General features: G+C 60.1%; 31 protein-coding genes. 13 read left to right on the top strand and 18 right to left on the bottom strand.

Features of this window, described 5'->3' with window-relative positions; translation table 11 throughout:
* Positions 1-114 precede the first annotated feature (114 nt).
* Entirely contained in the window at positions 115-339 is a 225-nt protein-coding gene (locus KCN53_RS10135) for a hypothetical protein (protein WP_156170874.1), read from the top strand.
* 326 nt (positions 340-665) lie between these two features.
* Here KCN53_RS10135 and KCN53_RS10140 read toward each other — a convergent pair whose 3' ends face one another.
* The 10 genes from KCN53_RS10140 to KCN53_RS10185 all read right to left on the bottom strand — a co-directional run bounded on the left by KCN53_RS10140 (position 666) and on the right by KCN53_RS10185 (position 10,367).
* Positions 666-2,018, bottom strand: a complete 1,353-nt coding sequence (locus KCN53_RS10140) for an MBL fold metallo-hydrolase (protein ID WP_047822776.1) — start codon at positions 2,016-2,018, stop codon at positions 666-668.
* 71 nt (positions 2,019-2,089) lie between these two features.
* The gene (locus tag KCN53_RS10145) at positions 2,090-2,794 is read right to left on the bottom strand and encodes an NAD(P)-dependent oxidoreductase (protein WP_046904122.1); all 705 of its coding nucleotides are present in this window, start codon (positions 2,792-2,794) and stop codon (positions 2,090-2,092) included.
* A gap of 93 nt (positions 2,795-2,887) precedes the next feature.
* Positions 2,888-3,376: a DUF6692 family protein gene (locus KCN53_RS10150; RefSeq protein WP_088712507.1), complete on the bottom strand. Its 489-nt coding sequence runs from the start codon at positions 3,374-3,376 to the stop codon at positions 2,888-2,890.
* On the bottom strand, positions 3,373-3,900 hold the full coding sequence (locus tag KCN53_RS10155) for a DUF305 domain-containing protein (RefSeq protein WP_047822772.1): 528 nt from the start codon (positions 3,898-3,900) through the stop codon (positions 3,373-3,375). The genes KCN53_RS10150 and KCN53_RS10155 overlap by 4 nt, the downstream gene beginning before the upstream one ends.
* Positions 3,897-4,310 carry an ion channel gene (locus KCN53_RS10160; protein WP_047822771.1) on the bottom strand — a complete coding sequence of 138 codons (414 nt, stop codon included), beginning with the start codon at positions 4,308-4,310 and terminating at the stop codon, positions 3,897-3,899. The genes KCN53_RS10155 and KCN53_RS10160 overlap by 4 nt, the downstream gene beginning before the upstream one ends.
* Positions 4,307-5,050, bottom strand: a complete 744-nt coding sequence (locus KCN53_RS10165) for a glutaredoxin family protein (RefSeq protein ID WP_047822768.1) — start codon at positions 5,048-5,050, stop codon at positions 4,307-4,309. Before KCN53_RS10165 ends, KCN53_RS10160 begins: the two co-directional genes overlap by 4 nt.
* 295 nt (positions 5,051-5,345) lie before the next feature.
* Positions 5,346-6,719 carry an APC family permease gene (locus KCN53_RS10170; RefSeq protein ID WP_047822764.1) on the bottom strand — a complete coding sequence of 458 codons (1,374 nt, stop codon included), beginning with the start codon at positions 6,717-6,719 and terminating at the stop codon, positions 5,346-5,348.
* A gap of 118 nt (positions 6,720-6,837) precedes the next feature.
* Positions 6,838-9,048 carry a copper-transporting P-type ATPase gene (locus tag KCN53_RS10175; RefSeq protein ID WP_172406309.1) on the bottom strand — a complete coding sequence of 737 codons (2,211 nt, stop codon included), beginning with the start codon at positions 9,046-9,048 and terminating at the stop codon, positions 6,838-6,840.
* Positions 9,049-9,197: 149 nt separating this feature from the next.
* Positions 9,198-10,037 (bottom strand): AlbA family DNA-binding domain-containing protein, encoded by an 840-nt coding sequence (locus tag KCN53_RS10180; protein WP_224199587.1) that lies wholly within the window; start codon positions 10,035-10,037, stop codon positions 9,198-9,200.
* 57 nt (positions 10,038-10,094) lie between these two features.
* The gene (locus KCN53_RS10185; RefSeq protein ID WP_047822760.1) at positions 10,095-10,367 is read right to left on the bottom strand and encodes a hypothetical protein; all 273 of its coding nucleotides are present in this window, start codon (positions 10,365-10,367) and stop codon (positions 10,095-10,097) included.
* Positions 10,368-10,471: 104 nt separating this feature from the next.
* Between KCN53_RS10185 and KCN53_RS10190 the strand changes: the two genes are divergently transcribed.
* Positions 10,472-10,756 (top strand): metal-sensitive transcriptional regulator, encoded by a 285-nt coding sequence (locus tag KCN53_RS10190; protein WP_047824403.1) that lies wholly within the window; start codon positions 10,472-10,474, stop codon positions 10,754-10,756.
* A 47-nt stretch (positions 10,757-10,803) separates the two neighbouring features.
* Here the strand turns inward: KCN53_RS10190 and KCN53_RS10195 are convergent, their stop codons facing one another.
* From KCN53_RS10195 to KCN53_RS10210, 4 genes are read right to left on the bottom strand one after another with little or no spacing between them, the layout of a single operon-like run.
* On the bottom strand, positions 10,804-11,082 hold the full coding sequence (locus KCN53_RS10195; RefSeq protein WP_143712227.1) for a hypothetical protein: 279 nt from the start codon (positions 11,080-11,082) through the stop codon (positions 10,804-10,806).
* A gap of 38 nt (positions 11,083-11,120) precedes the next feature.
* A complete protein-coding gene (locus tag KCN53_RS10200; protein WP_046904113.1) occupies positions 11,121-11,588 on the bottom strand; it encodes a DUF411 domain-containing protein in 468 nt (155 codons plus the stop codon).
* Positions 11,585-12,271, bottom strand: coding sequence for a class I SAM-dependent methyltransferase (locus KCN53_RS10205; RefSeq protein ID WP_047822756.1), 687 nt, complete (start codon positions 12,269-12,271; stop codon positions 11,585-11,587). The genes KCN53_RS10200 and KCN53_RS10205 overlap by 4 nt, the downstream gene beginning before the upstream one ends.
* Positions 12,272-12,946 carry a DUF2231 domain-containing protein gene (locus tag KCN53_RS10210; RefSeq protein WP_053059237.1) on the bottom strand — a complete coding sequence of 225 codons (675 nt, stop codon included), beginning with the start codon at positions 12,944-12,946 and terminating at the stop codon, positions 12,272-12,274.
* A 99-nt stretch (positions 12,947-13,045) separates the two neighbouring features.
* Here KCN53_RS10210 and KCN53_RS10215 point away from each other — a divergent pair, with 99 nt between their 5' ends.
* The 9 genes from KCN53_RS10215 (at position 13,046) to KCN53_RS10255 (ending at position 20,431) form a co-directional block, all read left to right on the top strand.
* The gene (locus KCN53_RS10215) at positions 13,046-13,342 is read left to right on the top strand and encodes a hypothetical protein (RefSeq protein ID WP_046904111.1); all 297 of its coding nucleotides are present in this window, start codon (positions 13,046-13,048) and stop codon (positions 13,340-13,342) included.
* A gap of 3 nt (positions 13,343-13,345) precedes the next feature.
* The gene (locus tag KCN53_RS10220; RefSeq protein ID WP_047822755.1) at positions 13,346-13,780 is read left to right on the top strand and encodes a periplasmic heavy metal sensor; all 435 of its coding nucleotides are present in this window, start codon (positions 13,346-13,348) and stop codon (positions 13,778-13,780) included.
* 6 nt (positions 13,781-13,786) lie between these two features.
* The gene (locus KCN53_RS10225) at positions 13,787-14,347 is read left to right on the top strand and encodes an RNA polymerase sigma factor (RefSeq protein ID WP_047822753.1); all 561 of its coding nucleotides are present in this window, start codon (positions 13,787-13,789) and stop codon (positions 14,345-14,347) included.
* Between the two features lie 56 nt (positions 14,348-14,403).
* Positions 14,404-16,242: a copper resistance system multicopper oxidase gene (locus tag KCN53_RS10230; protein WP_047822751.1), complete on the top strand. Its 1,839-nt coding sequence runs from the start codon at positions 14,404-14,406 to the stop codon at positions 16,240-16,242.
* Positions 16,242-17,357 carry a copper resistance protein B gene (locus KCN53_RS10235; RefSeq protein WP_046904107.1) on the top strand — a complete coding sequence of 372 codons (1,116 nt, stop codon included), beginning with the start codon at positions 16,242-16,244 and terminating at the stop codon, positions 17,355-17,357. Before KCN53_RS10230 ends, KCN53_RS10235 begins: the two co-directional genes overlap by 1 nt.
* A gap of 21 nt (positions 17,358-17,378) precedes the next feature.
* Complete coding sequence (locus KCN53_RS10240) at positions 17,379-17,900, top strand: YybH family protein (protein ID WP_082134994.1); 522 nt, start codon at positions 17,379-17,381, stop codon at positions 17,898-17,900.
* A 50-nt stretch (positions 17,901-17,950) separates the two neighbouring features.
* Positions 17,951-18,658, top strand: a complete 708-nt coding sequence (locus KCN53_RS10245) for a PepSY domain-containing protein (protein ID WP_263435097.1) — start codon at positions 17,951-17,953, stop codon at positions 18,656-18,658.
* 195 nt (positions 18,659-18,853) lie between these two features.
* The gene (locus tag KCN53_RS10250) at positions 18,854-19,102 is read left to right on the top strand and encodes a helix-turn-helix domain-containing protein (protein ID WP_046904105.1); all 249 of its coding nucleotides are present in this window, start codon (positions 18,854-18,856) and stop codon (positions 19,100-19,102) included.
* Positions 19,103-20,431, top strand: a complete 1,329-nt coding sequence (locus KCN53_RS10255; RefSeq protein WP_047822743.1) for a type II toxin-antitoxin system HipA family toxin — start codon at positions 19,103-19,105, stop codon at positions 20,429-20,431.
* A gap of 80 nt (positions 20,432-20,511) precedes the next feature.
* Here KCN53_RS10255 and KCN53_RS10260 read toward each other — a convergent pair whose 3' ends face one another.
* Positions 20,512-21,420, bottom strand: coding sequence for a DMT family transporter (locus tag KCN53_RS10260; protein WP_047822741.1), 909 nt, complete (start codon positions 21,418-21,420; stop codon positions 20,512-20,514).
* A gap of 355 nt (positions 21,421-21,775) precedes the next feature.
* Between KCN53_RS10260 and KCN53_RS10265 the strand changes: the two genes are divergently transcribed.
* Complete coding sequence (locus KCN53_RS10265) at positions 21,776-22,444, top strand: DUF6629 family protein (RefSeq protein ID WP_088712504.1); 669 nt, start codon at positions 21,776-21,778, stop codon at positions 22,442-22,444.
* Between the two features lie 256 nt (positions 22,445-22,700).
* Here KCN53_RS10265 and petA read toward each other — a convergent pair whose 3' ends face one another.
* Positions 22,701-23,213 (bottom strand): ubiquinol-cytochrome c reductase iron-sulfur subunit, encoded by a 513-nt coding sequence (petA, locus tag KCN53_RS10270; RefSeq protein WP_199797721.1) that lies wholly within the window; start codon positions 23,211-23,213, stop codon positions 22,701-22,703.
* A 105-nt stretch (positions 23,214-23,318) separates the two neighbouring features.
* Complete coding sequence (locus tag KCN53_RS10275) at positions 23,319-24,518, bottom strand: phosphoglycerate kinase (protein ID WP_047822117.1); 1,200 nt, start codon at positions 24,516-24,518, stop codon at positions 23,319-23,321.
* 287 nt (positions 24,519-24,805) lie between these two features.
* Between KCN53_RS10275 and KCN53_RS10280 the strand changes: the two genes are divergently transcribed.
* Positions 24,806-25,621, top strand: coding sequence for a universal stress protein (locus KCN53_RS10280; RefSeq protein WP_158246583.1), 816 nt, complete (start codon positions 24,806-24,808; stop codon positions 25,619-25,621).
* Positions 25,622-25,669: 48 nt separating this feature from the next.
* On the opposite strand, the gene KCN53_RS10285 is transcribed toward KCN53_RS10280, so the two are convergent.
* Positions 25,670-26,575: a fructose bisphosphate aldolase gene (locus tag KCN53_RS10285; RefSeq protein ID WP_047822114.1), complete on the bottom strand. Its 906-nt coding sequence runs from the start codon at positions 26,573-26,575 to the stop codon at positions 25,670-25,672.
* Between the last annotated feature and the right edge of the window lie 265 nt (positions 26,576-26,840).

Below are 26,840 nucleotides of genomic sequence, written 5' to 3' on the forward strand. Positions count from 1 at the left end.
AGCGTCAAGACCACGCATTCAGAAGGCGCAATTCGCCTTCAGGTTATGCAATCAAGTCAGATTCGTGGAGGGGGGTAATCGGGCGCAGAAGCGCGACTGAGCAGAGGTGAAGTAATGTTCGACAAATACACAGGGCCGTCGGAAAACGGCTTAACAACATGCGAAGGCGCATCGCTCCCCACCCAAACGGGAGAAACCGCGTTGGTTGCAAGCAAACAATCAGCCGACATGCCTTCACACGGTGCGTCAGTATTGCCGTTATGGCTGTGCATTGGTTCATCGCCCTCAGAGTGGTGCATCATTTCAGCACAATCGGAAGCGAGCATCTTCTCCGATTGAGGCGTTGGCATGGCCTGCACGGGTGATTGGATCACGAAACCAATGCAAAGCATTGTCAGCAAAAAGGAACGCAATCGAGCCATCGTCGAGAGCCTAGAGACTTTGCGGCTTATCGACAAGGATGCATGTACCTGCGGACAGAGGCGCAACCATTGCCTTGGTGATATGCGATTTTCTAGCCTGAGCCGGTCTCGGCCGACAATCGACTGTATTACGACCAATGCACCCTGTGCGTGCCAAGCCTGAGACTTTGGAAGATCACGGCTCGCCGGCAGCGGAGCTTCGGGGAAATATGGGATTGAAAGAAACATGAACGCGGTGATCGTCTACGAGCTTTGCTGCTTCCAAGCGCCCATGGAGCCGAGATAGATGTCGAGGCGCTTGAAGCCCTGGCTCGCCAGCCAGCCTGCGGCAACGCTCGCCCGCATGCCGCTCGCGCACATCAGCGTGTAGTGTCGGTTGCGGTCGAGCTCTTTCCATCGCGTGTTGAGCTCGCCAACATAGATATGTTCTGAGCCGTCGATGCTTGCTTCCTGTCGTTCGTCCGCGTCGCGCACGTCGAGCAAAGTCCATTCACGGCTGTCCTGATTGAGCCTGCGCGCGATTTCCTCGGTGCCGATCATGGGAATGTTGCGCATCGCTTTGCCCTGAGCAGCGGCCGGAACCACGCCGACATAGCCGCCGACAACATTATCGAGACCGATGCGCACCAGATGGGCCGTGGCGTGGGCTAGCTGGTCTTCCTGGGAAGCGACGAGCGCGATCCTGTCGCCTTCACCGAGGAACCATCCGGCAAAGGCCGGTATCATTCCCACCGGAAGGCACATGGCACCCGGCAGATGGCCGGCAGCGTAGGCGAGCGGCTCGCGCACATCGACCAGGTGATCAGCGCCGCTCTTGCTAAGGTCTTCCAGCCCCAGACGCCTTGGCCGCATAATCCGCGGCGCGGCATCGGACCCTTCGAGGTTGAGCCGCTCCATCAGCCGGAAATAGGGCGGCTGGTAGTGGTGTTCTGCCACCTTCGCCTTGATGAACTCGTCGCGGTCGGAGATGCGCAGTCGCGGGTTGTTGCATCGCTCGTGGCCGATTGTCGAGAATTCCCGGTCCGCCATTCCCGACCCGCAGACCGAGCCCGCACCATGCGCCGGGTAGATAATCGCCTGATCGCCGAGGCCGCAAAGTTTCTGCAGGGAATCGAACAAAAGGCCCGCGACTTCTTCCTTGCGCTCGGGATAGAAGTCGGTGCGCCCGACATCGCCGACGAACAGCGCATCGCCGGTAAAGACGCCGACCGGTCCCTCGCAATATTCGCTGTCATGGATGACGAAAGCGAGATGATCGTCGGTGTGTCCAGGTGTTTCAAGCACCTCGATCCGCAATTGACCCAGCTCGAAACAATCGCCCTCGCGTGCGGTATTGGCAAAAACGATCTCGCCTGCCGCGTTGGGCCCGTGATAGACCGTGGCTCCTGTCAAATCGGCCAAAATCGGCGAGCCGCTGAGCAGATCCTCATTGCGATGGGTTTCGAAGATATGCGTGATCTCCAGCCCTTCGGCCCGGGCCTTTTCGACATAGACCTCGCAGTCCCGGCGCGGATCGATGACCGCCGCCTGCCCGCCCGAGCCGATGATATACGAGAGGTGCGAGAGACCGGGGGTTTTGATCTTCTCCAGAAACATACGACTTCCTTGTCTGTTGCTCAAAACTTGTAACGTGCGGGCCCGTCACAAGTCGAAAAATGATACGCCGTTTAATCGATACCGAGTTCGGCCTTGATGGCGGCAGGACTTTCGAACTGTTCGGCTTCGGGCCTGCCGATGGCAGGTTTTGCGTTGATCCAGATGTCTTCGCACACGAAGTCGAGGAGGCTTGCCGCGAGATCTGCATGACGGCATCGGAAACAGCCTTCTGCCAAGCGTTCGTCCGAAATGACGGCATCGCCGGTGTAAGGCTCATCCAGGAGCCAGCCCGGTCGTGCGGCCGTCCATTTGATGCCTTGGGCGTCGCTGAGCATCGCTTCCATGGCGCGCATCTGCTCGAGTATATTGAACAATGCAGGCTTGGCGGTGAGCTCAAACCACGCCGGAACGCTCGACTGATGTTCGACGAAGGCAGCGGAGATCACGGCAATGCGGTCGATCTTCGCTTGTGCCATCGCCCCGAGCAGGTTGCGCGTGCCATCGGAATAGAGCGGCGGTGGATCGATCGCATTGCCCGGACCGAAAGCGACACCGAGCGTCGAGATAACCGCGCGGCAGCCATCGAGATCGCCCGCGAAATCATCCGACAGCACATCGCATTCGATATATTCGAAGTCGCCCACCCGCTCGTCTGGCCCGGGCACGGTGTGTTCGAAGGCGCGGATCGGTATGTCCCGCGCAAGGGCACGCCGCAATAGCTCGGTGCCGGTCTTCCCGCCTGCACCGAAGACAGCGATGGGCCTCGTATCGGTCATCTGCTTGTTCCTGTTAAGACTGGTGAGGGCGACGAACGGAGGAGCTGCGGGCGCACGGGGTAGCCAACGGCCCGCCCATGCGCCCTGCCAGTATCAGGCTCCGCCTGCCGGACAGGTGGTATATCCCCAGAACCCGAACTCGTCCTTCATCCGGGGTCCGACGACGATCATCTCCTGCATTTGCAGACCCGCATCGCCTTCATCATCCAGTACACGGGTCCTGATCCGAAGCTCGCCATTCGAATAGCTGCCGGGGCCATCGGCGGTGACGGGGATCAATTTGCCATTGATCTTGATCGCACCGCCCCCGTCGCCGTCATATACAAACGAGGGAAAGGCTACTTCGGTCAGACGAAACTGGCAGGCCTGTCCTGCGCCCAGAGCAGCAAGGTCCGCGTCATTCATAGTCCCGGGAAGCATGAGGCCCGGGTCAACATTTGCCAGTGCACTGGCCGCGTCCTCGATCGGCGCGGCAGTGGCAGGCGGGTCGAGCTGGGCTTCGCGGTCGTTGCCCGGAGCGGTGTTCGAATTGCAGGCGGCGAGCGGCAGCGCGATGAGCGCCGTTAAAGCTATCTTGTTCATGGCTGCATCTCCTCGGGCAGGCGTTCTTCGGTCCGAGGACCGTTCTGCTCGATATCGTCTATGAGATATTTCATCTCGGCGATCTCGCGGCGCTGGGCGACGATGATTGCCTTGGCGAGTTCGCGAACGCGCGGATCTTTCAGGCTCGCCCGTTCGCTGGTCATGATCGCGATCGAGTGGTGCGGGATCATCGCTGCCATATATTCGGTGTCGTCGACGGTGGTCTGGCTGCGTACCAGCCAAAGTGCGAGCGCGAACACAAAGGCGCCGACGCCCAGAATGATAAAATTCTTGGTCCGGTCCTTGTACATGCCCCACATGAAGAGGAGCATGACGACCATCATCATCGCGCCCATGACAAACATCATCCAGAAGCGCGTTTCACTCCAGAAGACATCGTCAATGGTGAAGGTGTTGGCATACATCAGGAAGAACATGATGACGGTCGAAGTCGATACCATGGCCATGAACCGCCAGTAGTTGCCGCCCCCTCCCTTGTCCGAGTGGGTCGTCTTTTCGGTCATGCTTCTTCTCCTTTGTGCATCATGGTCCAGAATAGCTGCGCCGAGCAGCTGATGAGAGCGAAGCCGGTGAGGGCCTCGACGCCGGCGAGAACCCGCAGGTGCTCGGTTGGGAAAATGTCCGCCAAACCAAGCGTCGTCACGTTGATCAGAGAAAAATAGAAATAGTCCATCGCGGTCATCGCGCCGGCCTGCCGGAAGCCGCCCAGACCCAGCTCCTCGCCGATCCAGAAGCCGGCGGCGAAGAACGCCGCTACGGTCAGATGCGAGAAAAGAACGAGCAGCGCGATGCCCAGCTTGTGCAGAAGGCTGCAGTTTTGCTCGAGCAGCGTATGGCCCGCATTCAGTATGACGAGGTGCGAGCCCACCGATATCAGGAACAGCGAGGTCGCCAGGATTAAACCGAGGATCATGTAAAGACCTTGAGACCCATCCAGAGCCCCATCCCCATCATGAACAGGTTCTCTGTCAGCGAGACGAAACCGAGCGGGACGTTGCTGCTACCTCCGACGCAAGCGCATTTGAGCTCACGCTTGTCGATGTAGACAGCCTTGAAGACGCTGACAGCGCCGACGGTGCCGATGAATAATGCCAGCGGGGCAGAAAGCCAGGTCAGTGCGCCCGCGGTCATGAGAATGCCGGCAGCGGCTTCGCCGAACGGATAGACGAAGCCATAGGGCACCCAGCGCCGTGCGAGTAGATCGTAGTTGAGGAACATGGTCGAGAAACTGCGCACGTCCTGAAGCTTCTGGACGGCGAGCAAGGTCATCGAGAGGCTGACGAACCACTCCGCGGCCCGAACGGTGAAGAGGTCGTCAAAAAACGCCCAGCTCAGCCCGAGCGCGAGCAGCAGCGCGACCGCGAAAATCGCAATGACAGGCTGATAGCTGGTTTCGCCTTCCTCGGGCTGCGAGCGGCTTTTGCCGAAGAACTCGCGGACATCGTCATAGCCGCCAATGCGCTTGCCTTCCATAAAGGTCTGCGGCGTGGTCTCGACGTCGTGCTTGTCCTTGAACGCGTCGGTTTCCTCCCTGCTGGTCAGGTGATGATCGTCGACCTCGAAGCCTTGCCGCTTGAGAAGATCGACCGTTTTGATGCCATAGGGACAGACATGATCCTCCATCACCATCCGGTAAACACTCGCAGTTTTCATGCCTTTACAGCCCCTTGTTCACACGCACAGCCTGGGGCTGCTTGTTCAATTCCAATGTTCGTTTCGCGTTTTCGTTTCATCGTTCTTCGAAAGAGAAACGATGTTTGTCGCAATCGCCGACATTCCTCCCGCGAATCTCTTTCTGCCGGTCGATCGCGCGGCCTGGTACGGACAAGATGGACAAACTTCCGGTATTCCGATTGCAGCCGAATGAATAAAGACGGGCGGGGCGGCGCGAAATTACGGCGCCGCCTCAAAAATATTTATCTGAGCTGCCAAACAGCCAATGTTGCGCTCAAGGACGGTCGTGATCGCCGCTCCCGCTCTCGACCTTGTTTTCAATAGAATCTGTGTTCGTCTCCCTGCGCTGGCCGGACAGAAATATCCATTCCGCCACGAACACGGCCGCGATTCCGATCACCGCATAGGCAACCACGGCCGGATCGCTCTTGAGTTTGGCGGCCGTAAATGCGGCGAGCACAACGGCGTCGGCCGCCAGCGCGGTGAGCAGGACGGAAGCGCGGGCGCCGATCTTTTTGCGAAGACTGCGAAACACGCCCCAATGGACGAGCATGTCCATGACAAGGTAGAAGAAGGCGCCGAGCGAGGCGATGCGGGAAAGGTCGAACAGGACCGCCAGTGTGCCGGCTATGACGACCGTATAGACCAGCATGTGGCTACGGATGCCGCCCTTCATTCCGAAATGGCTGTGGGGGATCATCTTCATCTCGGTCAGCATTGTCAGCATCCGCGAGACGGCGAACACGCTCGCAATGACCCCCGACGTAGTCGCCGAGATGGCAATCGCTACGGTGAAATAGAACCCGAGATCTCCCAATGCGGGGCGCGCTGCCGCGGCCAGGGAATAGTCACGCGCCTGAACGATCTCGCCGATGCTGAGACTGGAGCCAACGGCCAAGGCGACGAGCAGATAAACCACGATGCACACGGCAATCGAGATCATGATTGTGCGACCGACATTCTTGTGCGGATCGACGATTTCTCCGCCACTGTTGGTGATGGTTGTAAACCCCTTGAATGCAAGGATCGAGAAGGCCACCGAAGCGAGCAATGCTTCGCCGTTCGACAAGGAAGCAGGCTCGGTAAAGGCGCCTGCGAACAGTCCGCTGGCCCAGATCGCCGCAACTGCGAACACCGCTATCCCGCCAACCTTTATCGCCGACATAACGAGCGAAAACCCGCTTACCGATCTATTGCCCGCGGCGTTGACCAGATAGGCGAAAACGATGAGTCCCAGCGCCAAGCCCGATATCAGCAATGCGTTTTCTTCGAGCCCAAACGGACGCAGCGCATAGGTCGCGAAGGTTCGCGCCACCAGGCTCTCATTGATAACCATCGACATGGCCATCAGCACTGATGCGGAGGCCGCGACGACACCCGGACCATAGGCCTTTTGCAGGATCATCGCGATGCCACCCGACGATGGCCAGGCATTCGACATCTTGATGTAGCTGTATGATGCGAGCGCGGTGATGAGCGCGCCTGCGACGAAGGAGAGGGGGAAGAGAGGGCCGGCAAGCTCCGCGATCTGACCGGTGAGCGCAAAAATGCCGGCTCCGATCATGACTCCGGTCCCCATGGCAACGCCGCCAAGCAGGGTGATGCTGCCCTTGTTCAGGCTGTCTTCGTGCGCCGAATGGGTATCCATGCGGTTATCCTTTCTTTGGCTTGCATCGCAGATACATCTTCCGCCCGCGACCGCGCCTGCCGTAGCGTGCAGGCGCTCGGGCAGAATTTAGGGATGGTGTCTGTCGATTGCTGGATGTTCACAGCTTCGCGCTACGAAGCCTGAGCGAGTTCAGGACCACCGATATGGAGGACGCACTCATCGCGAAGGCGGCGAACATCGGCCCAATCAGGATGCCGAAGAAAGGATACAGGACACCGGCCGCGACGGGCACGCCCGACGCGTTGTAGATCAGTGCGAAAAACAGATTTTGCCGAATATTGCGCATCGTAGCCCGGGCAAGCTTGCGGGCCCGGACGATCCCGTCGAGATTGCCTTTGACGAGCGTGATCCCCGCACTTTCGATCGCGACGTCCGCGCCGGTTCCCATCGCAATGCCGACATCGGCCTGGGCCAGCGCCGGAGCGTCATTGACCCCGTCGCCGGCCATCGCCACCTTTGCACCGCCTTCCTGCAATTCGCGGATGAGCCGCGCCTTGTCCTCGGGAAGCACGCCCGCGCGGATGTCGTCGATACCGAGCCGGGCGGCAACCGCCTGCGCAGTCCGTTCATTGTCGCCCGTCGCCATGATGATTGTAAGGCCGAGCTTGTGGAGGTCCGCGATGGCCGCTGGAGTGGTTTCCTTGACCGGGTCGGCAACGCTGATGAGGCCGGCAATTTTGCCCGCAACGATCACGAACATGACGGTTTCGCCTTCGTCGCGGCGCGCATTCGCCTTTTCGCTGAGCGCGGCACCTTCCAAACCAAGGTCTGTCAGGAGCGCGAGGTTGCCAAGCGCGACGCGTTTACCGGAGACCGTGCCCATGACGCCTTTGCCGGTTACGGCCTCGAACTCGCTGGCGGTTTCCATCGCGACGCCGCGTTCTTCGGCGCCGCGGACGATCGCTTCTGCGAGCGGGTGCTCAGAGCCGCGTTCGAGCGACGCCGCCAGGCTCAGCACCTCGATTTCATCGTGACCCTCCTCGGGCATGACCGCGACGAGCCGTGGGCGCCCCTCGGTCAGCGTACCCGTCTTGTCGACGATCAGCGTGTCGATTTTCTCGAACCGCTCGAGCGCTTCGGCATTCTTGATCAAAACGCCCGCTTGAGCCCCTCTTCCTGTCGCGGTCATGATCGACATCGGCGTCGCCAGACCGAGAGCGCAGGGGCAGGCGATGATCAGTACCGCAACTGCAGCAATGAGGGCATAGGCAAGCGCTGGTGCGGGGCCCCAGATCGCCCAGGCGATGAAGGCGAGCACGGCTATGCCGATAACCGCGGGGACGAACATGCCGGCCACCTTGTCGGCGTACTTCTGGATCGGCGCGCGCGAGCGCTGTGCGGCCGCAACCATTTCCACGATCTGCGCGAGCATGGTGTCTGATCCGACACGTTTCGCTTCGATCACCAGGCTGCCTGTTCCGTTGATCGTTGCCCCGGTCACGGCGTCGCCCTCGACCTTTTCGACCGGGACTGGTTCACCGGTGATCATGCTTTCGTCGATCGACGAGCGGCCTTTGAGCACTACACCGTCAACGGGCACCTTGTCGCCTGGGCGGACCCGCAATTGGTCGCCAACAGCCACGTGCTCAAGGGGGATTTCTTCTTCAGTGCCGTCTGCCCTGATGACGCGCGCGGTTTTGGCTGCAAGATCAAGGAGAGCGCGAATGGCCTTACCGGTGCCTTCACGCGCGCGCAGCTCCATGACTTGGCCGAGGAGCACAAGCGTGACGATTACGGCCGCAGCTTCGAAATAGACGCCGACATGCCCCTCCGGATCGCGAAAGCCGTCGGGGAAGATGTCCGGTGCCAGGACGGCGACGACACTGAATATCCATGCGGCGAGAACGCCCATGCCGATGAGCGAGAACATGTTGAGGTTCCAGGTGCGGAACGAATTCCAGCCTCGTTCGAGAAATGGCCATCCGCTCCACAACACGACCGGGGTGCCGAGCACCAGTTCAATCCACAAGGTGGTCCGCTCGCCGAATATTTCGCGCACGCCCGGCCAGCCCACATAGGGGCCCATCGTGAGAACAAGCAGCGGCAAGGTGAGGATGGCGCCGACCCAGAAACGCCTCGTGAAGTCGACGAGCTCCGGGTTCGGTCCGTCATCGACCATGGCCGCGGATTCGAGTTCGAGTCCCATGCCGCAGATCGGGCACGACCCCATCTTCGGCTGCCGGACCTGCGGGTGCATGGGGCACGTATAAACCGGTCCGTCATAACCAGCGGGAACGAGATCGTAGCGCCCATCATCGCCAGCAACGGCCTCGCCGTGGCCGCTATGGCTGCAATTAGAATGGTCCATCATAGTCTCCCTGGATCTGGCCAAAGGTGTGCCAACGTTCCGCCGACAAGGCCGAACCGAGCTGACAGGCGGCGTGCGCCACTGAAAGTGACAGCGTGAAACGGGGAACGAGGTCAACCCGACCTGCCGATTTATGGCAGAGGATCATTTCAAGCCTGCCGCGCATGCTGTTTCCCGCGCTGTGACAGGTGAGCGTGCGCTTCGCGCACATCCAACTCTCGTGTGCTGTTGCCGGCGCGGAGCATGAAGCGTGCCACACCATTGTCGAGAAAATAGATCGGCTCGAAGCTCTTTTCAGCGATGACCCGGCAAATGGTTCGGCCATCGAGATCATGAAAATAGCAATGAACCAAGGCGCAGGCATTACCGCCCAGGCCTGATCGTATCGCGTCCATCAGCACGCGCTCGAACCCGTCCCTATTGGGGTGTTTGAGAGTCTTCAGATCCGCTTCGATTCCCAAGATCTGTCCGTTATCGTCGATGCCGATGAGCAGCGTACCGCCATCATTGTTGAGAAATCCGGCAATCGTCCTGACCACGACCTGCTGAAGGCTGCGATTTGCGCGCTGCTGGCGCGTATCCCAGCGCAGCGATGATTTGAATTCCAGCTGCGCACCCTCGCCGCGAGCGATAAGCAGCGGCAACTCTTCGGCCAGTTGGTGCTCCAAAGTGCGGATTGTCTGGCGATCGGCCATCAGCCGCAGATGATAAAGACCAAAAGCCAGGCCGATTGCGCCGCCGATCACCGCGAAAACCAGGCTCATGGGCAGCATTTCGATTTCAAATGCCGCGCCCAGTCGATCGACCGCCAGGCCCAACTGCTCAGCAAATGGCACGCTCGCCGCTCCTGCCCCTCCGGACCCGTAAACGAGCGCCGTGAGCGGATGAAGGATTAAGACGCCCAGCACTGCCCCGATAACCGTATGCAGGGCCGGATCGCTTTTCTTGCTGAAAGACGAACCGGAAGAGGGAAAGCTGTACTTTGTCATGAGCTATACGGCCTGTGCGAAGTTCGCGGCAGGAGATAAAATCACACCGCCGGTTCTTCACCCGATCCTTTTCCTGAAATAGCGGACGAGCGGGACCCCGAGGATCGCAATATACCAGCCATAAAGGAAGCTGCCGATAGCCCCGGCGAAGAAGCCTGGCCAAGACAACCAATCGAAGCCCGGCAACAACGGTGCCCATGCTTCGTGCATATGGAAGGTCTCAGGCGCGATCAGGCCGAAGGCCACGCAGAGCAGATAGGAAATTAGGAGGAAGAAGCTGAGAGCCCAGCCCCAGGCAAGTATCGAGCCTTTCGTCGTCGAACCGGTCATCTTTGTCTCCGTCGTATACTATAGGGGGGTATAGTGTATTGCGAACTGCTTTGCAACTGTGTCAAAAGCAGTCAGGAATGAACTCGGCGTCTGGAGAGAACGGCATGAGCGATGATCAAAACCCCAAGTTCCGTGATGTCTTGACCCGAATGCGCAAGATCGAGGGGCAGGCGCGAGGAATATCGAGAATGATGGAAGAAGAGCGCTATTGCGTCGATATCCTGCAGCAGATCCTCGCGCTCGAAGCCGCCGCGCGCGCCGCCAGGACCAAAGTACTCGACATCCATACCAAGCACTGCATCGAACAGGCGCTCGCCTCGAACAACAAGACCGATCAATCAGAGAAAGTCGCAGAGCTTCTCGCTCTTATCGAACGCATGGCTCGTTAGGCGTCTGGCCCCGGATGGGGTTGTCGGCACCAGACGCCAAGATCAAGTCAGTCGTGCTTGTGTTCGGTCTGCGGCTTTTCAGCCTCGGCGGCCTTCTTCTCGCCATGGCCGGACTGGCCATGTTCCATTTTAGAATGGTCCATCTTGGAGTGGTCCATCATCTGGCATGACATTTTTCCGTCCTTATCCTTCATCATCATGCCCTGCATCTTCTTTCCGTCGTGCATCATCTCGCACATTTTGGGCTTTTCAGAAGGGGCCTCCTGAGCAAGGACCGGGCTTGCCGAGAAAGCAAGCGCGCCAGCGACGGTGAGGATCATTTTCATCATTATTCTCCAAAAGTTGGGGGCGTTTTCTTGCCCGTTCAGGGGTAACTTGCGAAAACCGTACGGCCGCCGGGCCCAAAGGCGATGACGTCATAGGGTTGCACACGGTTCTCGTATTCCATGCCAGGTGAGCCCAGCGGCATGCCGGGAACGGCAAGTCCGGAAACGCCTGCCGGGCGCTCGCGCAGCAATTTTGAGATTGCTTCTGCCGGGACGTGACCTTCGATGACATATCCCTCGATCACCATCGTATGGCACGACCACAGATCGGAAGGTACGCCCTTGTCGGCTTTCACCGAACCCATGTCAGTGGTGTCGACAGTCGCAACCTCGGCGTCCATGCCGTTCTCGAAATGGTTGGCCCATTTGAGGCAGCAGCCGCAGCCGGGATCGCGATACATCGTGTAGGTGGCCGCCTGGGCAACGTTCGAACAGGCGGCAATTACCAGGAGGGCTGTTGCGGCGAACGAGTTGCGAAAGCGCTTTCGCGCAAACGTGCGGGTCATGTATGGGGACCTTTCTTGTAGCCGTGCCAGAGCGATATCGCTCCGGTGGCGGTCGGGAAGACGTGAAGCCTTTCGGCGTCGGTGAAAATTTCGGCAAGCTGCCGCTCCAGGATACCGTCGGCATTGGGCTGCGTGTCTTCGACACCGTCGAGCTGCTGCACCGTGGCGCGGAAAAGCTTGCGCATAAGGGCGGAGTCCTGAGCCATATAGTCGGCAATCAGCACCATGCCTCCGGGCTGGAGCAGATCGTGCATCTGCTCCAGGATTGCCCGCTTTTCACCCAGCGGAACCTGATGAAAGACGAGGCTGCTGACGATCTTGTTCGGCTGCCATCGCGCGGTCAGGTCGAGGGTATCGAGAAAGCCATTGTGCCAACGGATCAGATCCGCCCCGGCGCCAAACTTGCGACGCGCGATGGCCAGTGCTGCCGGATCGGGCTCAACGCCGGCGAGACCCGCCTGCGGACAGCTGATCATGAGATCGCGAAGCAAGGTGCCGGTTCCGCACCCAACATCGATAAGATGATCGCCGGGCGCAAGATTGGCGGCGCGGACAACCGCGCGCCGCCATGTCCGCTCACGCGTAAACAAGGCGTTGGTGAGGTCATAGACCGGGGTCAGCCAGGCTTTGGCAAGGGCTGGCGTGAAGGCTCGGTCGCCTTGAGGAGCGGCTACCCGTCCCACCTACATGATGCCCATATGATTGGGCCCGTGCACCATCTCCCCGCCGAAATAGCCTTGTACGATGAGCGCCGCAGCGATCAGCGCCAGAAGCAGGCGCAGCGCGCCTCTCCCCTTTCCGCGCGCAGCAACCCACCAGGCGAGGAGGCTCAATATGGCAATCGTCGTGCCGTTCCAGCGGTGAATGGCGAGATTTTCCGACCGGTCCAGCAGTCGCCATCCACCCGCAAACCATCCGAGCAAAGCCGCAACGACCGCCCCGATCGCGCCGCCGGCTACGAGAAACCGGATCGTCGTCTCAAGCCCCAAGGTCGGGCGCACCATCAAGGCGAGTTCGGCGAGTGCGGCGACGAGGAGAAGCGCAATCGGGAAATGCGCCGCGACCGGATGAAGGCGCGACAGAAGGTCCTCTGCCGAGGTCAGGCGGTTTTCCGTGATTTTCTGCTGCATCATGTCTTCAGGCGACATGGACTGCTGCGCGTTCGGCCTGTCCATCTCTTCCCCGGGCGGCGCAAGCTCGCCGGCATGGGCGTCGTCCGGCATGGCCATACCCTCCTCCATCGCCAGCATTTCAGCGTCGGACATATTGTCCTGATGCCCTTCATGCGCGTGCAAGGGTGCCGAAAGCAGAAAGGCTGCGAAGAGGGCGGCGAGGCCAAGGCGGGTGAATATGCTCATATGCCTTGATACGCGCGAGAATATCATACCCCTCAAATATTTTTTTGAGGGCTTCGGCGGGCTGTGGCGTAAAGGAGTTACAATAGTTAGAGGTTGCCTATGTCAGATTATCCTTCCCTCGATGCTTCGCTCAAACAGCTGGCCGCGCATGATATTGTGCATGACCCGTCAGACTTCATGGATGGTGTCTGGCAGCGCGCCGGACAGCTTGGCGAGGTTGCCGATCGCCGCCGGCGTGCCGCGCTCTTTTGCAGCCTGTTCGTCATCGGCCTTGGAGCAGGCTTCGGCACGACCATCATGCCCTACAATCAGGGCTCAACTGCGAGTTCCGCCTATAATGATTTTGCGTCGAACGAGCACCTTTCTCCCGCCGCTCTCCTGCATGTCGGGAGCTAGACTTTGACGAACGGACGCCTCCTGCTTGCCGTTCTTCTTGCCGGGCTCGCGGGATGTTTGGGGGCGATCGCGGCTGATCGCTGGCTCAGCCACGAAGACAATGGCAGCCTGCACCAGTTCGTGCACGAGGAACTGGTTTTGACCGAAGACCAGAACGCGCGCCTCGAGACCCTGGAAGCCCGCTTCGCCGTCGAGCGTGCTGAACTTGAGTCATCGCTGCGCGCGGCAAATGCGAGGCTCGCTCGGGCGATGGCCGACGAGCACGAATATGGCCCCGAAGTGAGCGCGGCGATTGACGATGTGCATGGACGGATGGGCGAATTGCAGAAAGCCACGGTCCAACACGTCTTCGACATGCGCGAGACACTCGAGCCCGAGCAGCAGCGCCTGTTCGATCGGAAGGTCTCCGAGGCGCTCACCAGCAATTCGCGTAATTAGGCTTCCGTGACGCAGGCGCAAAGCCGGTCCGAGACCGCCCTGGTCGAAGATGCCCGCAGGGGCAGCAAGGCAGCATATGGGACGCTGGTCGAACCCCATATAGCGCGGCTTATTGCTTTGGCGACACGCATGCTTGCGTCTCCGCATCAGGCCGAAGACGCTGTTCAGGACGGGCTTGCTTCGGTCTGGGTCGCCCGGCACCGCCTCGACCCGGACCGTCCTGTTGGCCCTTTTTTGACAACAGTCGTGCTCAACAAATGCCGCGACAGGCTGCGCAAACGCAAAACGGCGCGCTTTTTCGGATTGGGCGCGGAATCTGAAACACTGGCGATTGTTGACGACAGCCCCGATCCGCAAGAGATCGCGATGCAGCGCCAGGAATTGCGGATGCTCCTGGAGCAAATCGAGCGTCTTCCGATCCGTCTTCGCGAAGCGCTCATATTGGTCAGTATCGACGGACGCAGCCAGGCGGAAGCCGCCGAACTTCTCGGCGTGTCGGAAAAGGCAATCGAGACCCGCATCTATCGTGCCCGGCAAAAATTGCGCGACCGCCTGGAAAATTTTTGAGGGGTAGAACCGGGCCCTTCGTAGTTGAGGGTGTATCGTTCATACAGGAGCTTTCGATGGTCGCGATCAATCGCCGTAAATTTCTGGGGTCTAGCGCAAGCGGGGTCGGAATGCTTGGCCTTGCCGGTGCAATGCCCGCGTGGGCACGCGGAGGTCTCGATGGCACGATCGCGCGCCGCGGGAGCGACGTTCTGTCCGGCGAACATCTTACAATGAGCGTCGCCGACACGACCTTCACCACTGGCTCGCGCCGCGGGCCGGGTGTTGCCGTGAATGGCACGATCCCAGGTCCCTTGGTGCGCCTCAAGGAAGGCCAGAACCTGACGGTCGACCTCCTCAATCGGAGTTCGCATGGCACTTCCATTCACTGGCACGGATTGCTCGTACCCTTCCTTATGGACGGTGTACCCGGGGTGAGCATGGCGGCTGTTGAGCCGGGCGATACCTATCGTTACCAGTTTCCCATCCGCCAGTCGGGCACCTATTGGTGGCACGCGCATACGCTGCAGGAGCCGCTTGGCCATTACGGCCCCCTGATCGTCGACCCGATCGAGCCCGAACCATATGAATACGACCGCGACTATGTTGTCATGCTGTCCGACTGGTCGACCATGAGTCCCTATTCGATCATGAAGAAACTCAAGGTCGCCGAGGGCTACTTCAACTATGGCAAAACCACCTGGACCGACGACTACGACATGAGCGGCGAAGAGCGCCGAATGTGGGCGCGCATGCGGATGATGCCGACCGACATCTCCGACGTGAGCGGCGCGACCTACACCTTCCTCATCAATGGTCACGGGCCGGAAGACGATCTCGAATACCTTTTCCAGCCGGGAGAGAGGGTCCGCCTGCGCTTTATCAACGGCGCCGCGATGACCTATTTCAATATCCGCATCCCTGGCCTGCCGATGACCGTGGTTCAGGCCGATGGCCAAAACGTACAGCCGGTCGAGACCGACGAGTTCCAGATCGGTGTTGCTGAAACCTACGACGTGATCGTCGAGCCGCGCGGCGAGGCCTATTCGCTCGTCGCCGAGGCGATTGATCGCTCGGGCATGGGCGTGGCGACACTTGCCAGTCGCCCCGGCGCCCGGACCAGCGTCCCGCCTCTGCGCAAACCGCCGCTTCTCACCATGACCGATATGGGCATGGCCGGGCACGGCGATAGCGCAGGCGCTGCTGGAGAGGGGCATGCGGGGCACGGTGCAGCTTCGGCCGGTGCCGCGGCGGGCATGGATCAAGGCGCGGGCAGCATGACCGGAATGGATCATGGTTCCAGCGGCGACGCAGAAATGGCTGGCATGGCGGGGATGGCCGGAATGTCGGGCATGAACATGCGCGACACATCACTGCTTCCACCCAATGTGAAAGTTGGTCCAGGGATCGACTCGGTTGCCATGAACCCTATCGACCGGATGGATTTTCCTGGCCTCGGGCTCGACGATGTGAGCCACCGCGTGCTCAACTACAACCAGCTCGTCGCCGCAAAGCCCAATACCGACAACCGGCGTCCGAGCCGGCTCAAGACGATCCATCTTACCGGCAACATGGAGCGGTATATGTGGTCGTTCGATGGGAAGAAGTTCGACGAGATCACCGAGCCGATTCAATTTGCTTATAACGAGCGCGTGCGCGTCAAGCTGATCAACAACACCATGATGGCGCATCCGATCCATTTGCACGGACACTTCTTCGAACTCGTGAACGGGGCTCCGGCCGACCGTCAGCCGCTCAAACATACGCTGACGGTCCAGCCAGGCGGCAGCGCGCAATTTGACCTCACCGCCAATGAACGGGGCGACTGGGCCTTTCACTGTCACCTCTTTTACCACATGCATAACGGAATGTTTCAGGTGGTGACTGTCCGACCGCTCGAGGGAGGAGAAGGCTAATGAAGCGCGCGACCATGATGATCGCCCTCCCCCTGCTGGCACTTCCGAGCGCAGTCTGGGCACAGCAGCATGATCACGGCACGCAGGCTGCCGAACCGCAGAGCCAGGCCGGGCAAGCTGCTCAAGACGACGAGGCTGCGAGCGAGGCGCACGATCACCATGCGCCGGATCAACCTCAGATGGATCACTCCCGCACGCAGCATCCTCAGGAGGAGGTTGAGAACCCGGAGGTTATGGATCATTCGAACATGGATCATGGGGCAGCCCAGCATGGCGCGATGCCCATGACCGGCAAGGAGGATGAGGGCGGCATGTCGCAAATGGATCATTCCGCGATGGGCCATGGAGCATCCGCCGACCATATGGCGATCCCGGAAGGCCCTCCCCCGCCTGAAGCGCTACAGGGCCCCGCCTTTGCCGCCGATGCCTTTGTCGGCGCAGAGGAAATGGCTGCGTCTCGGGCGGCCGTCACCAAGGAAGTGAGCGGAACGCCGGTATTCTGGTTTCAGGGTGACCGGCTCGAATACCGCCTGCGCGAGGGCGACGACGGCTATTTGTGGGACGTCCAGGGTTATTATGGCGGTGACTACAACAAGTTCTGGTTCAAATCCGAAGGCGAAGGCAGCTTCGGCGAGACCATTGAAAGCGCCGAAGTGCAGGCGCTTTGGAGCCGTGCCATTGCGCCTTTCTTCGATTTTCAGGCGGGCGTGCGGCAGGATTTTACTGGGCCTGAACGCACCCATGCGGTTGTGGGCATCCAAGGGCTCGTTCCCTATGAGTTCGAGGTCGATGCAGCAGCATTTCTGTCGAACAAGGGCGATCTTACCGCACGAATTGAAGGTGAAATCGATCAGTTCATCACACAGCGTCTGATCGTGCAGCCGCGCGCCGAAATCGCGCTGTCAGCACAGGACATTCCCGAACTCGGGATCGGCTCGGGGATCGATACGATCGAGGTCGGCATTCGCCTGCGCTACGAATTCGCGCGCGAATTCGCGCCCTATATCGGCATCGACCAGGAATGGAAGATCGGCAACAGCCGCGATTTCGCAAGGGCCGACGGCGAGGACCCCAGCGTAACGAACTACGTCGTCGGCGTGAGGTTCTGGTTTTAGGTCAAGGGAGAAGAAACTGACATGATGAACACTTTATTGCGAGTGCCGGTAGTTGCGCTAGCTATTGCTGCGGCGCCAGTGCCGGCTGCGGCGCAGGACATGGACCATTCCGGACATGGGACACATCATTCCGACAAGACAGGTTCGGCCAGCGAAGATGTGTCGGGCGCTGAAGATATTCTCGAGGCTTATCGCGCCGCATTGGTGTCGCGCGATGCCGAAGGCATGTCGGCCCTGTTCGCGGAAGCCTCCGCGATCTTCGAGAACGGCAAGTCCGAGGGGAGTTTCGCCAATTACATGGAGCACCATCTCGGACCCGAGCTCGATGCGATCACGAGCTTTACTTTCACCGACCCGACGCTGACGATGACCCGTAAGGGCCATATGGCCTATGGCTACGAAACCTACGGCTACCGGATCGAGCTCGAGGACGGGCGCGTGATCGAGCGTGACGGGGTCGCGACCTCGGTCCTTTCGCACGATGAATCGGGCTGGAAGATCGTGCAGTACCACTCCTCCTCGCGCGCGCCGCGGCGGCCCTGACCCGCTACGGAGCGGCGAGACAGTTGGCCTCGCGGTCCCTCAAACTGCGCTTGCATGTCTTTAGCAGCAAGCTCCACAAGTGGTTGGCGCTCCTGATCGGGGCGCAAGTTCTGCTGTGGATGGGCACCGGTGCCTTGATGTCCTTTCTCGATCTGGAGGAGGTACGCTCGGAGCATATCGTGTCCCGCGCTGCGCAAATATTGCCTGCCGGGGCCGAGTTACCCGAATGGCTGGAAAGGCAAGATGATGTGGTTTCGGTTGCCACACGTGCTCTCGACGGCAAGGTGGTGACCGAAGTGCGGCGAGCGGATGGCGGCGTCACGCTGCATGATCCGCATAGCGGACGCTTGTTGTCCCCCATTTCGGCCGCGACAGCGCGCGCGATCGCTCGCCGCGCCTGGATAGGCCCGGAGACTTCGGTCGCCGGCGCGCGGCTTGTCGAACGCGACGTCGGGACCGAATTCAGGGGCCCCTTCCCGGCCTGGCAGATCACCTATGACGATCGCGACGCGACGCGCGTCTATATCGACGCCTCGAGCGGAACGGTCCTGTCAGCGCGAAGCGATACCTGGCGGCTCTTCGATTTCATCTGGGGCCTTCACATCATGGACTGGACACAGCGCGACCGCATCAACAGCTGGTGGCTTCTCCTGTTTGGTATCGTAGGTACGTTCATTGCCCTTTCGGGATTTGTTCTGCTGGCCAACAGGCTACCAAGGATCGGATGGCTTAGGGGGAAACGAAAGTCCGGTTCCTGACTCGCCGACACGGGTCGGATCATCCTGTTCAAGACGCCTCTCTCCTACGCGAGGTTCGCCTGGCCGGCACCATTGATGGATCTCTCGTGGCGATCGGATGCAGCATACCCCCCAGGGAATAAGGGCGATTTATTCCCCAAAAGGTATATTGCCATTTTATACCCTTGGCGGTATAGTGGAGCGTGGAGGTATGCTATGCGCCAGATCGTCAGGCTTCCCAGTCAACTCGGAGCCGTGATCCAGACCCATCGCCTCGGCAAGGGCCTGACCCAAACCGAGCTCGCCAGACTCGCCGGGACGCAGCAGAAAACCATCTCGGCAATAGAGAACGGAAGCGAAGGAACAAAGCTCGACACGCTCATCAGTGTCATCGCAGTCCTCGGCCTCGATCTTCAGATCGTGCCGCGTCAGCAGGACGGCGCCTCAATTGAGGACGTCTTCTAAATGGCGCGCAAAAAGACCCATGCGCCCCTCGATGTACTTATCAACGGCAGGCAGGTCGGCCGCCTCGAAAAGGCGGCGAGCGGTGCAATCAGTTTCCGGTATTCCGAAGAGTGGCTGGCCTGGGAGCACCGCTTCGCAGCGTCGCTCTCGCTGCCTCTGACCCCGGCGGCCTATCGTGGCGCTCCGGTCATCGCCGTGTTCGACAATCTTCTCCCGGACAGGGATGCAGTACGCCGCCGCGTAGCCGAGCGCATGGGCGCTCAGGGCACCGACTTCTACAGCCTACTCGAAGCCATCGGACGCGACTGCGTCGGTGCCATGCAGTTCCTGCCCGAAGGCGCAGATCAGGCGCAGAGTACCGACATCGAAAGCGAACCGGTCAGCGACACCGAAGTCGAGGCCCTTCTCGCCGATCTCGCACGGGCTCCACTTGGCGTCGATCGGAAACAGGAATTCAGGATCTCGGTTGCCGGCGCGCAGGAGAAGACGGCCCTGCTTCGAATCGATGGGAAATGGCACCGACCGGCCGGTGTGACCCCGACAACTCACATCCTGAAGCCGCAACTTGGACAGATACCCATCGCCGACGGGATGATCGACATGTCGAACAGCGTCGACAACGAGCACTATTGCATGACGCTGATGAAGGCGTTCGGCCTGTCGGTCGCAGCGACAGAGATCGCGACCGTCGGCCAGCGCCGAGTTCTCGTCGTCGAACGGTTCGACAGGCACTGGCGCAACGCCAAGCAAATCCTGCGTCTGCCGCAAGAGGACTGCTGCCAAGCACTCGGCTATCCGCCCACGCACAAATATCAGAGCGATGGCGGCCCGAACATGAAGGATATCTTCGGCCTGTTGCGCGGTGCTGACGATCCGCAAGCCGACGCAGCCGCCTTTTTCAAGAGCCAGATCCTCTTCTGGCTCATTGGTGCAACGGACGGGCACGCCAAGAATTTCAGTATCTTCCTGAAGCCCGGCGGACGCTACAGCCTGACCCCCTTCTACGATGTGCTCTCGGCCCAACCGGCCGTCGACTCCGACCAGATTGCGCAGAACAGGTTCCGGCTCGCGATGTCCGCAGGCACCAACCGTCACTACCGGCTGAACGAGGTGACCGGTCGGCATTTTGTCCAGTCGGGCAAGTCAGCGGGGCTTGGCAAAGGCCTCATGCGTGCAGCCATCAACGAACTGATGGACCGCGCACGTGATGCGCCGACGGTAGCGCGCGAAGCGATGCCGGTGGACTTCGCCGAACCTGTTCATGACTGCATAGCTGCGGCCCTGGCGACGCGTTTGCCCAGGCTTTCGAGCGCGCTTGAGGAGTTTTAGCTTTAGCATCCGCCAACGAAGTCATCGCCCGCCCTTTGCTGCAGCCCATCGCCACCTGATTTTTTCACGAAGAGCATCCCTTATGCGCGCCCGTCCCTCGCTCCTTTCGCTTTCGGCTGAACGTCACTCGATGACTTTATGGTCGTCAGCCATACGCCCGCGGTTGCAATTGCTGTGCCCATGATGATCAGGGGTGTAAGCCTTTCACCGAAGAAGGCAGCGCCGATCGTTAAACCGAAAACGGGCACCAGGAAGCTGAATACATTAGCCTTCGAGAGTTCGATTTTGCCGAGCGTATATTGCCACAGCCAGAATGCGAGGGCTGTACCTGGGATCGCCAACCCAAGCAGGCTCGCGATGAAAACCGGCGACCAGTCGATTTGGCCCTGATCTTCGGTAAGCAAAGCCAGAAACGCGAGCGGGACAGCGCCGATGAGGAGTTGAAGGCCCATGGCGATCGCTGCGTCGGCGCGCCCCGAGAGCTTCTTGATGGCGATGTTGCCCACGGCAACGCCGAAGGCCGCAAGCAGCACATATGCAAAGCCGGTTGAGAGCGCCAGCGGACCTTGGAGAATTCGCGGGCCAGCAATGATGAGGATTCCCGCAAAGCCGAGCCATAACCCGATCCAGCCCTTGGAAGACAGGCGCTCACGGAGAAAAAGAAAGGCAAGGCCTGCCGCGATGAGGGGTTGGCTGTTGGCGATGACGGTTGCAAGGCCGGGCGAAACGAACTCCGCAGCATGGAACATCCCGTAGTAACCCAGCCCCGTCATGCCGAGACCGGCAAGAATGATCCATCCCCAGATGCTTCCATCGCGCGGAAAGGGCTTTCTTAGAATGATACCGACCGCCAGTAACGTGGTGCCTGCAAGAACCGCGCGCAGCACGGCGAAGGTGAGATGGGGCGCGCTATCGAGACCGACCGTTATGAGCGGATAGCAGGACGCCCAAAGAAGCATCACAAAGATTGCGGAAAGACGCGCTGGCATAGTAGGTTAAGCGATAGCCTTCCATCCCGGTGCCCACAATGGTGGGATGCGCAGGTCCAGCGACGGGATACTCCTGCGCCTTGGCTACCACCTGATTGCTCGCCCCTTCGGACTAGCGATGCTTCTGTTACTTCGCGCTTTTTTGCCATCCTATGCAGCTACCGCTGCGTACGGTGTGCCGTTTTTTCCCCTGGGCCTTGTAAACCTCGCGGTGCACAAACGTCCGTACTTGCGAGCGAGACCATGGTCGAGCTGAAATCATACTTACAGCGCACGGCAAGCTTGGTACTTGGCCCGTGTGTAATATGGGTGCACGAAGAAATATTCGGGCGTCCAATCAGCGAGGTTAGATTGTATGTGTTTTTCCGCCACAGCGAGTTTCGCCGCCGGCACCGTGCTGTTGGCAACCGGTGCCTTCACAATGCGAATGGCGCGCAACAGCGGCGAGAGACCCTACGCGCTGATTCCGATTCTGTTTGGCGTCCAGCAATTGATCGAGGGCGCACTTTGGCTGACATTTCCTGACAAGGCGCCGGTGCTGAAGACAGTTCTGACCTATCTCTATTCGATCTTTTCGCATGTTCTGTGGCCGATCTATGTCCCGGTGGCGGTTTATATGCTCGAGAGGGTAGCCTGGCGCCGAAAGGCCCTCATGGCGACGGCGATTGGCGGAACCCTGGTTGGGCTCTACTTGCTCTATTTCCTTATCCGCTTGCCAATCGTCGCGACAGCCGGCGACGGTCATATCGACTACGAATCCCCCCACTTCTACGTTGGCATCGTTATGACACTGTATGTCTTGGGCACCTGTGTCAGCCCGCTGCTATCCAGCCATCGCTGGGTCAACTGGTTTGGGGTCGGAGCAATCGTCTCCTTTCTTGCGGCAGGCGCGTTCTATCTCACTTGGTTCATATCGGTCTGGTGCTTCTTTGCCGCGGCGATGAGCGTGATCGTCCTGATGTTCTTTCTGCGTAGAGACACCGCCGTCTCACCCTCCCCCCCAATGGGCGAGCCGGTGCGCTAGTTTTTAAGAAGGGTGAGCTGGCTGCTATGGTTTCACCGAAGGGGATTGATGCTCAGGGTTTTCAGCCTGGTCCGCGCTCGTCTCGGCACCAGCGCAGGCAGACTGGAGAAAAAGGGGCTACGGACGGTGGGCATTCTCTAAAGGTGTAAGTGCATTGCCTGGCATGCGGGGCACTTTGCATAGTTCCGAAGTTCCCCGATGTCGTCGGTGCATTTCTTGCTCGCATTCGATGCGGCCCGGCTCACCCCCAAGTTCATCAGCCGATCGAGAGCTTTAGATCGTCGCTGATCACGTATTGCGGAACGACCAAGTTCTTCGGTGCCGGCCCTTTCCGCACGCGTCCGGAGTTGTCGTATATTGACCCGTGGCAGGGACAAAACCATCCCCCATATCTTCCGCGATTTTCACCCACTCCCTGTCCCAACGGAATGCAGCCAAGATGCGTGCAGACGCCCACCACCACAAGCCACTCTGGTCGCTGCACGCGCGCAGCGTCCGTCTCTGGATCGATCAGCCCTGAAGAGGCATCGTCGGCTCTGGCTCGCGCGATCTCTTCAGCTGTGCGCCGCACGATGAATACCGGCTGCTCGCGCCAGCTCACAGTGATACGTTGACCTGGCTCAATCGGTTGCAAATCGACTTCGATCGTAGCTTGTGCAACCACGTCGGCCGATGGGTTCATGCTGTCGATAAGCGGCCAGACGGCTGCTGCGGCACCGGTTCCCGCGAACGCAACGGGCGCGATATGGATAAAATCGCGCCGGCGCACGCCTTCCGTCCCGCCGTCCTTGTCAGCACCGTTGCTCGCCGCAGTCCCGTTTCGACATCTATCCCGCTGGAAGATCGCCGAACCCAGATACCGCTCAAGGCCCAGTCAGGTAAGGACCTGCAGACCGGGCAGCGCGATGCCAGCTACCCATTCGAGAAATGCGCCGCCTCCAGTCGACACGTGGGTGAGGTCCGCAGTCAGACCGCTGTTGTTGAGGGCCGCAACTGTGTCACCGCCACCGGCAAGCGAGGTCAGCGATCCCTTTCGTGTCAGCTCGGCGGCCGCCTGGGCGATCGCGAAAGTCGATGTCTCGAAAGGAGGCGTCTCGAATGCACCGAGCGGGCCATTCCAGATGAGCAGCTGCGAGGATCGCAGCACGTCCAGAGTTTTCGCGACAGTGAGAGGCCCCAGATCAAGGATCATCTCATCGGCGGCGACATCTTCGACCAGGGCCGTGCGCAGCGAAAGGGGATGCGGCGTCAGTTCCCTGCCTACCATGACGTCCTGGGGCAGATGGATCTGGCACTTTCCCTGACTGGCACTCTTCAGAATTCGTAGCGCTGCATCCTCGAGGTTCCGCTCGGCGAGCGATCTGCCGATTGGCTTGTTCAGCGCGGCAAGAAAGGTGTTCGCCATCGCTCCGCCGATGATGAGGTTATCCACCTTCGTGCTGAGCTGCTCGAGGACGTTGAGCTTGCTCGAGATCTTGGCGCCGCCGATAATCGCGGTGGAAGGGCGCCGCCCGAGCCCGGTCGCCGATTGCAACGCCCCGATCTCGTCTTCCAGGGCGCGGCCCATATAGCTCGGCAGCAGTCTTGCCACTCCCACCGTGGATGCATGCGCCCGGTGTGAGGCCGAGAACGCATCGTTGACATAAAAATCCGCAAGGTCGGCCATCGCGCTTGCAAGCTCGGGATCGTTGCTTTCTTCGCCTGCGTAGAAGCGGGTGTTTTCCAGTAAGGCAACATCGCCCGCCTCCAGCTCGGAAACCGCGCGCTGCGCTCCCGGGCCAGTCCAGTCTTCGAGAAAATGAACCTCGTCTCCGAGCAGGGAGCTGTAGGTTTTGGCAACCGGCGCGAGCGAGAATGCCGCGTTCGGTTTTCCTTTGGGACGACCAAGATGCGAGAGCAAAAGGATTACCGCGCCGCGCCTTCTGAGCGCCATCACCGTTGGCAAGCTCGCTCGCAAGCGCGTATCATCACCGACCGCGCCGTCGTTTCCGATTGGTACATTGAAGTCGACCCGGACCAGCGCAATTTGGCCAGCGATTTCGCCCAGATCATCGAGGGTTTGCGGAACCGACATGCGACTATTGCTCCTTGCTGCAGGAATGGGGCGAAGTCGCGGCTCAACCGCGCGCGCTTCCCTCCATTAGGGACGGAATGGCGCGCGAAGGCTTACATAGCAGCAATGAGATAGCGAAAGGCGCCGCCGAAAAGTGTAAGTCGCGCGGGCTTCCGGCGTCCTTTTGGATCAGGTCCAGCAGGGGCGAACGCAAGGCATCTGCCAAGAGTGGCCTGATATGCGTCACGCCAGCGGAGCGCCGGGCGGCTTGCCGAAGCTCGCAAGGTTACAGGAAGGGAATGAGACAAATGAAAACAGTGCTGCTGCACGTCAATCGCGACGCCGGACAGGACAGCCGCCTGGCTGCGGCGATCGATCTCGTGCGAGATCACAAGGGCCTCCTCATCTGTCTGCAAGCCACAAGCTGGAATTCCTATGTTTTTATCGGTGATCCGTATGGTGCAAGCTATATTTCGCCCGAAGCGTTGCAATCGGTTCGCGATGCGGAAAATGAAGATCGCCAATTGATCGAGAGCCGCCTGGCGCAAGAAGGCGTTGAGTGGGAATGGCGCCGCGTCGAGGGTTCCGCAGGACAGGCGCTGGCTGCGCACGCGACGCTGGCCGATCTGGTGGTCATTAGTCAGCCTGAGCAGAAAGATGCCGTCCTGCCGCGAGCCGCGCCGCTCGTCGCCGATCTTGTCGTTCATATCCAGTCTCCTTCGCTCGTCGTACCGCTCGGCGGAAAGCGGTTCGCGCCCAGGGGGAATGCGATCATTGCGTGGAATGGATCCGCCGAAGCCGGGCATGCCGTTCGCTTGAGCCGATCACTCTTGCGCGATGCTGCTGAGGTCCACATCGTAACCGTCAGCGAGGACAAAGAAGGTTCGTCGCCGGACGAACTTGCGCAATATCTTGCACGACACGGCATCGAAGCGCAGACCCGGCGGCAACCCGCCGAAGATGCATCGATCTCTGAAGCGTTGGTGGCTGCGGCGAACGATGTTGGGGCGGCTTACATCGTGCTCGGCGCCTATGGGCACTCGCGTATCCGGGAAACCATACTCGGTGGGGTCACCCGGGAGATGATCCTGCACAGCCCGATCCCGATGATTCTCGCGCACTAGAGCAGAATAGGCATAAGGGATCTAGGCTAGTGTTGGACTGGCGGCGTCTTATCGATCGGCCAAACGCTTGACTGTCGAAGCCCGGTAGATGCGCTCGACGGCGCGCCCGAGCACATCGTTGAATTCCTGATCTTGCATGTGCGCCCGCAAATCCTGCAACAGAGCCCGGCTGAAGCTCGCGATCATCCCGCGGTTTCTTTCGAGCGCGGCGCAAGCGGCATCCTGGGAGAGCCCACCCGAAAGGGCGAGCACCCGCGCGCAGCTGGGATGGGCAACGAGGGGCGCGTAAAGCCCGTCCGAAACCGGCAGCGAGAGTTTCAGTACCACACGGCGGCCATAGGCTTGCCCATCGAGCGCATTACTGAGTTCGGCAAGAAGGATACTCTCGCACTCTTGGCGCGTTGCACTTGCGATATTCACTTCCGGTTCGATAATCGGCACAAGTCGCTGGTCGAGGACATGGTTGGCCAGCTCGAATTGCTGGCGCACGACGTCGCCGATCCCCTGGTGCGATGCGACGTTGATCACCGAACGCATCTTGGTGCCAAAAACGGCCCTTGAGCGCGCCCGGGACAGCAGGCTTTCGAGATCCGGCATGGGTTTCATGAGCTGGACGCCGCCTGTGTCTTTCTCCAACCCTTGGTCGATCTTGACGAAGGACACGATCCCCCGCCGCCAGAGAAACTCTGGCACCGGTACGGTGTCAATCTGCGCATCCATAGTGCGCTCGAAAAGGATGACGCCAAGCACCCTTCGCCCATCGATGCATGGGGCTTTCATGATCCGCACGCGCAATCCATGGATAAGCGCGAACATCTCGTCCTCGCCGGAATACCGGTCCGCGTCGATGCCGAAGGCCTGAAGGGCAGCAGGTGTCGAGCCGCCGGACTGGTCGAGGGCCGCTACAAAACCGGCACCACCCACAAGCTGCGCCATCATTTCCGCATATTTCATGGGGTCTCCCCGGCTCCAGTCTTTGCAAACGCGACCGATCGACGCGGCCGCGAATAATATCGTCAATGCGTAGAGAATGGACGCCTTTGGCAGCGCTTGATTACAAACGCCGCTACCGGCGAGCAGACCTTGGGCGGCAATACCCCTCGGTCAGTGAAGCAACTTCGCCGCGCGGGTTCTCCTTCTCAGGCCAGCCCCGCACAGTAATCCACCCGCATTTCGAGCGTCCAATCATGGTGAGGACACAAGAGGTCAGAGCGGGCTA

Origin of the sequence: Pacificimonas aurantium, assembly GCF_020092905.1 — a bacterium.
GTDB lineage: Bacteria > Pseudomonadota > Alphaproteobacteria > Sphingomonadales > Sphingomonadaceae > Pacificimonas > Pacificimonas aurantium.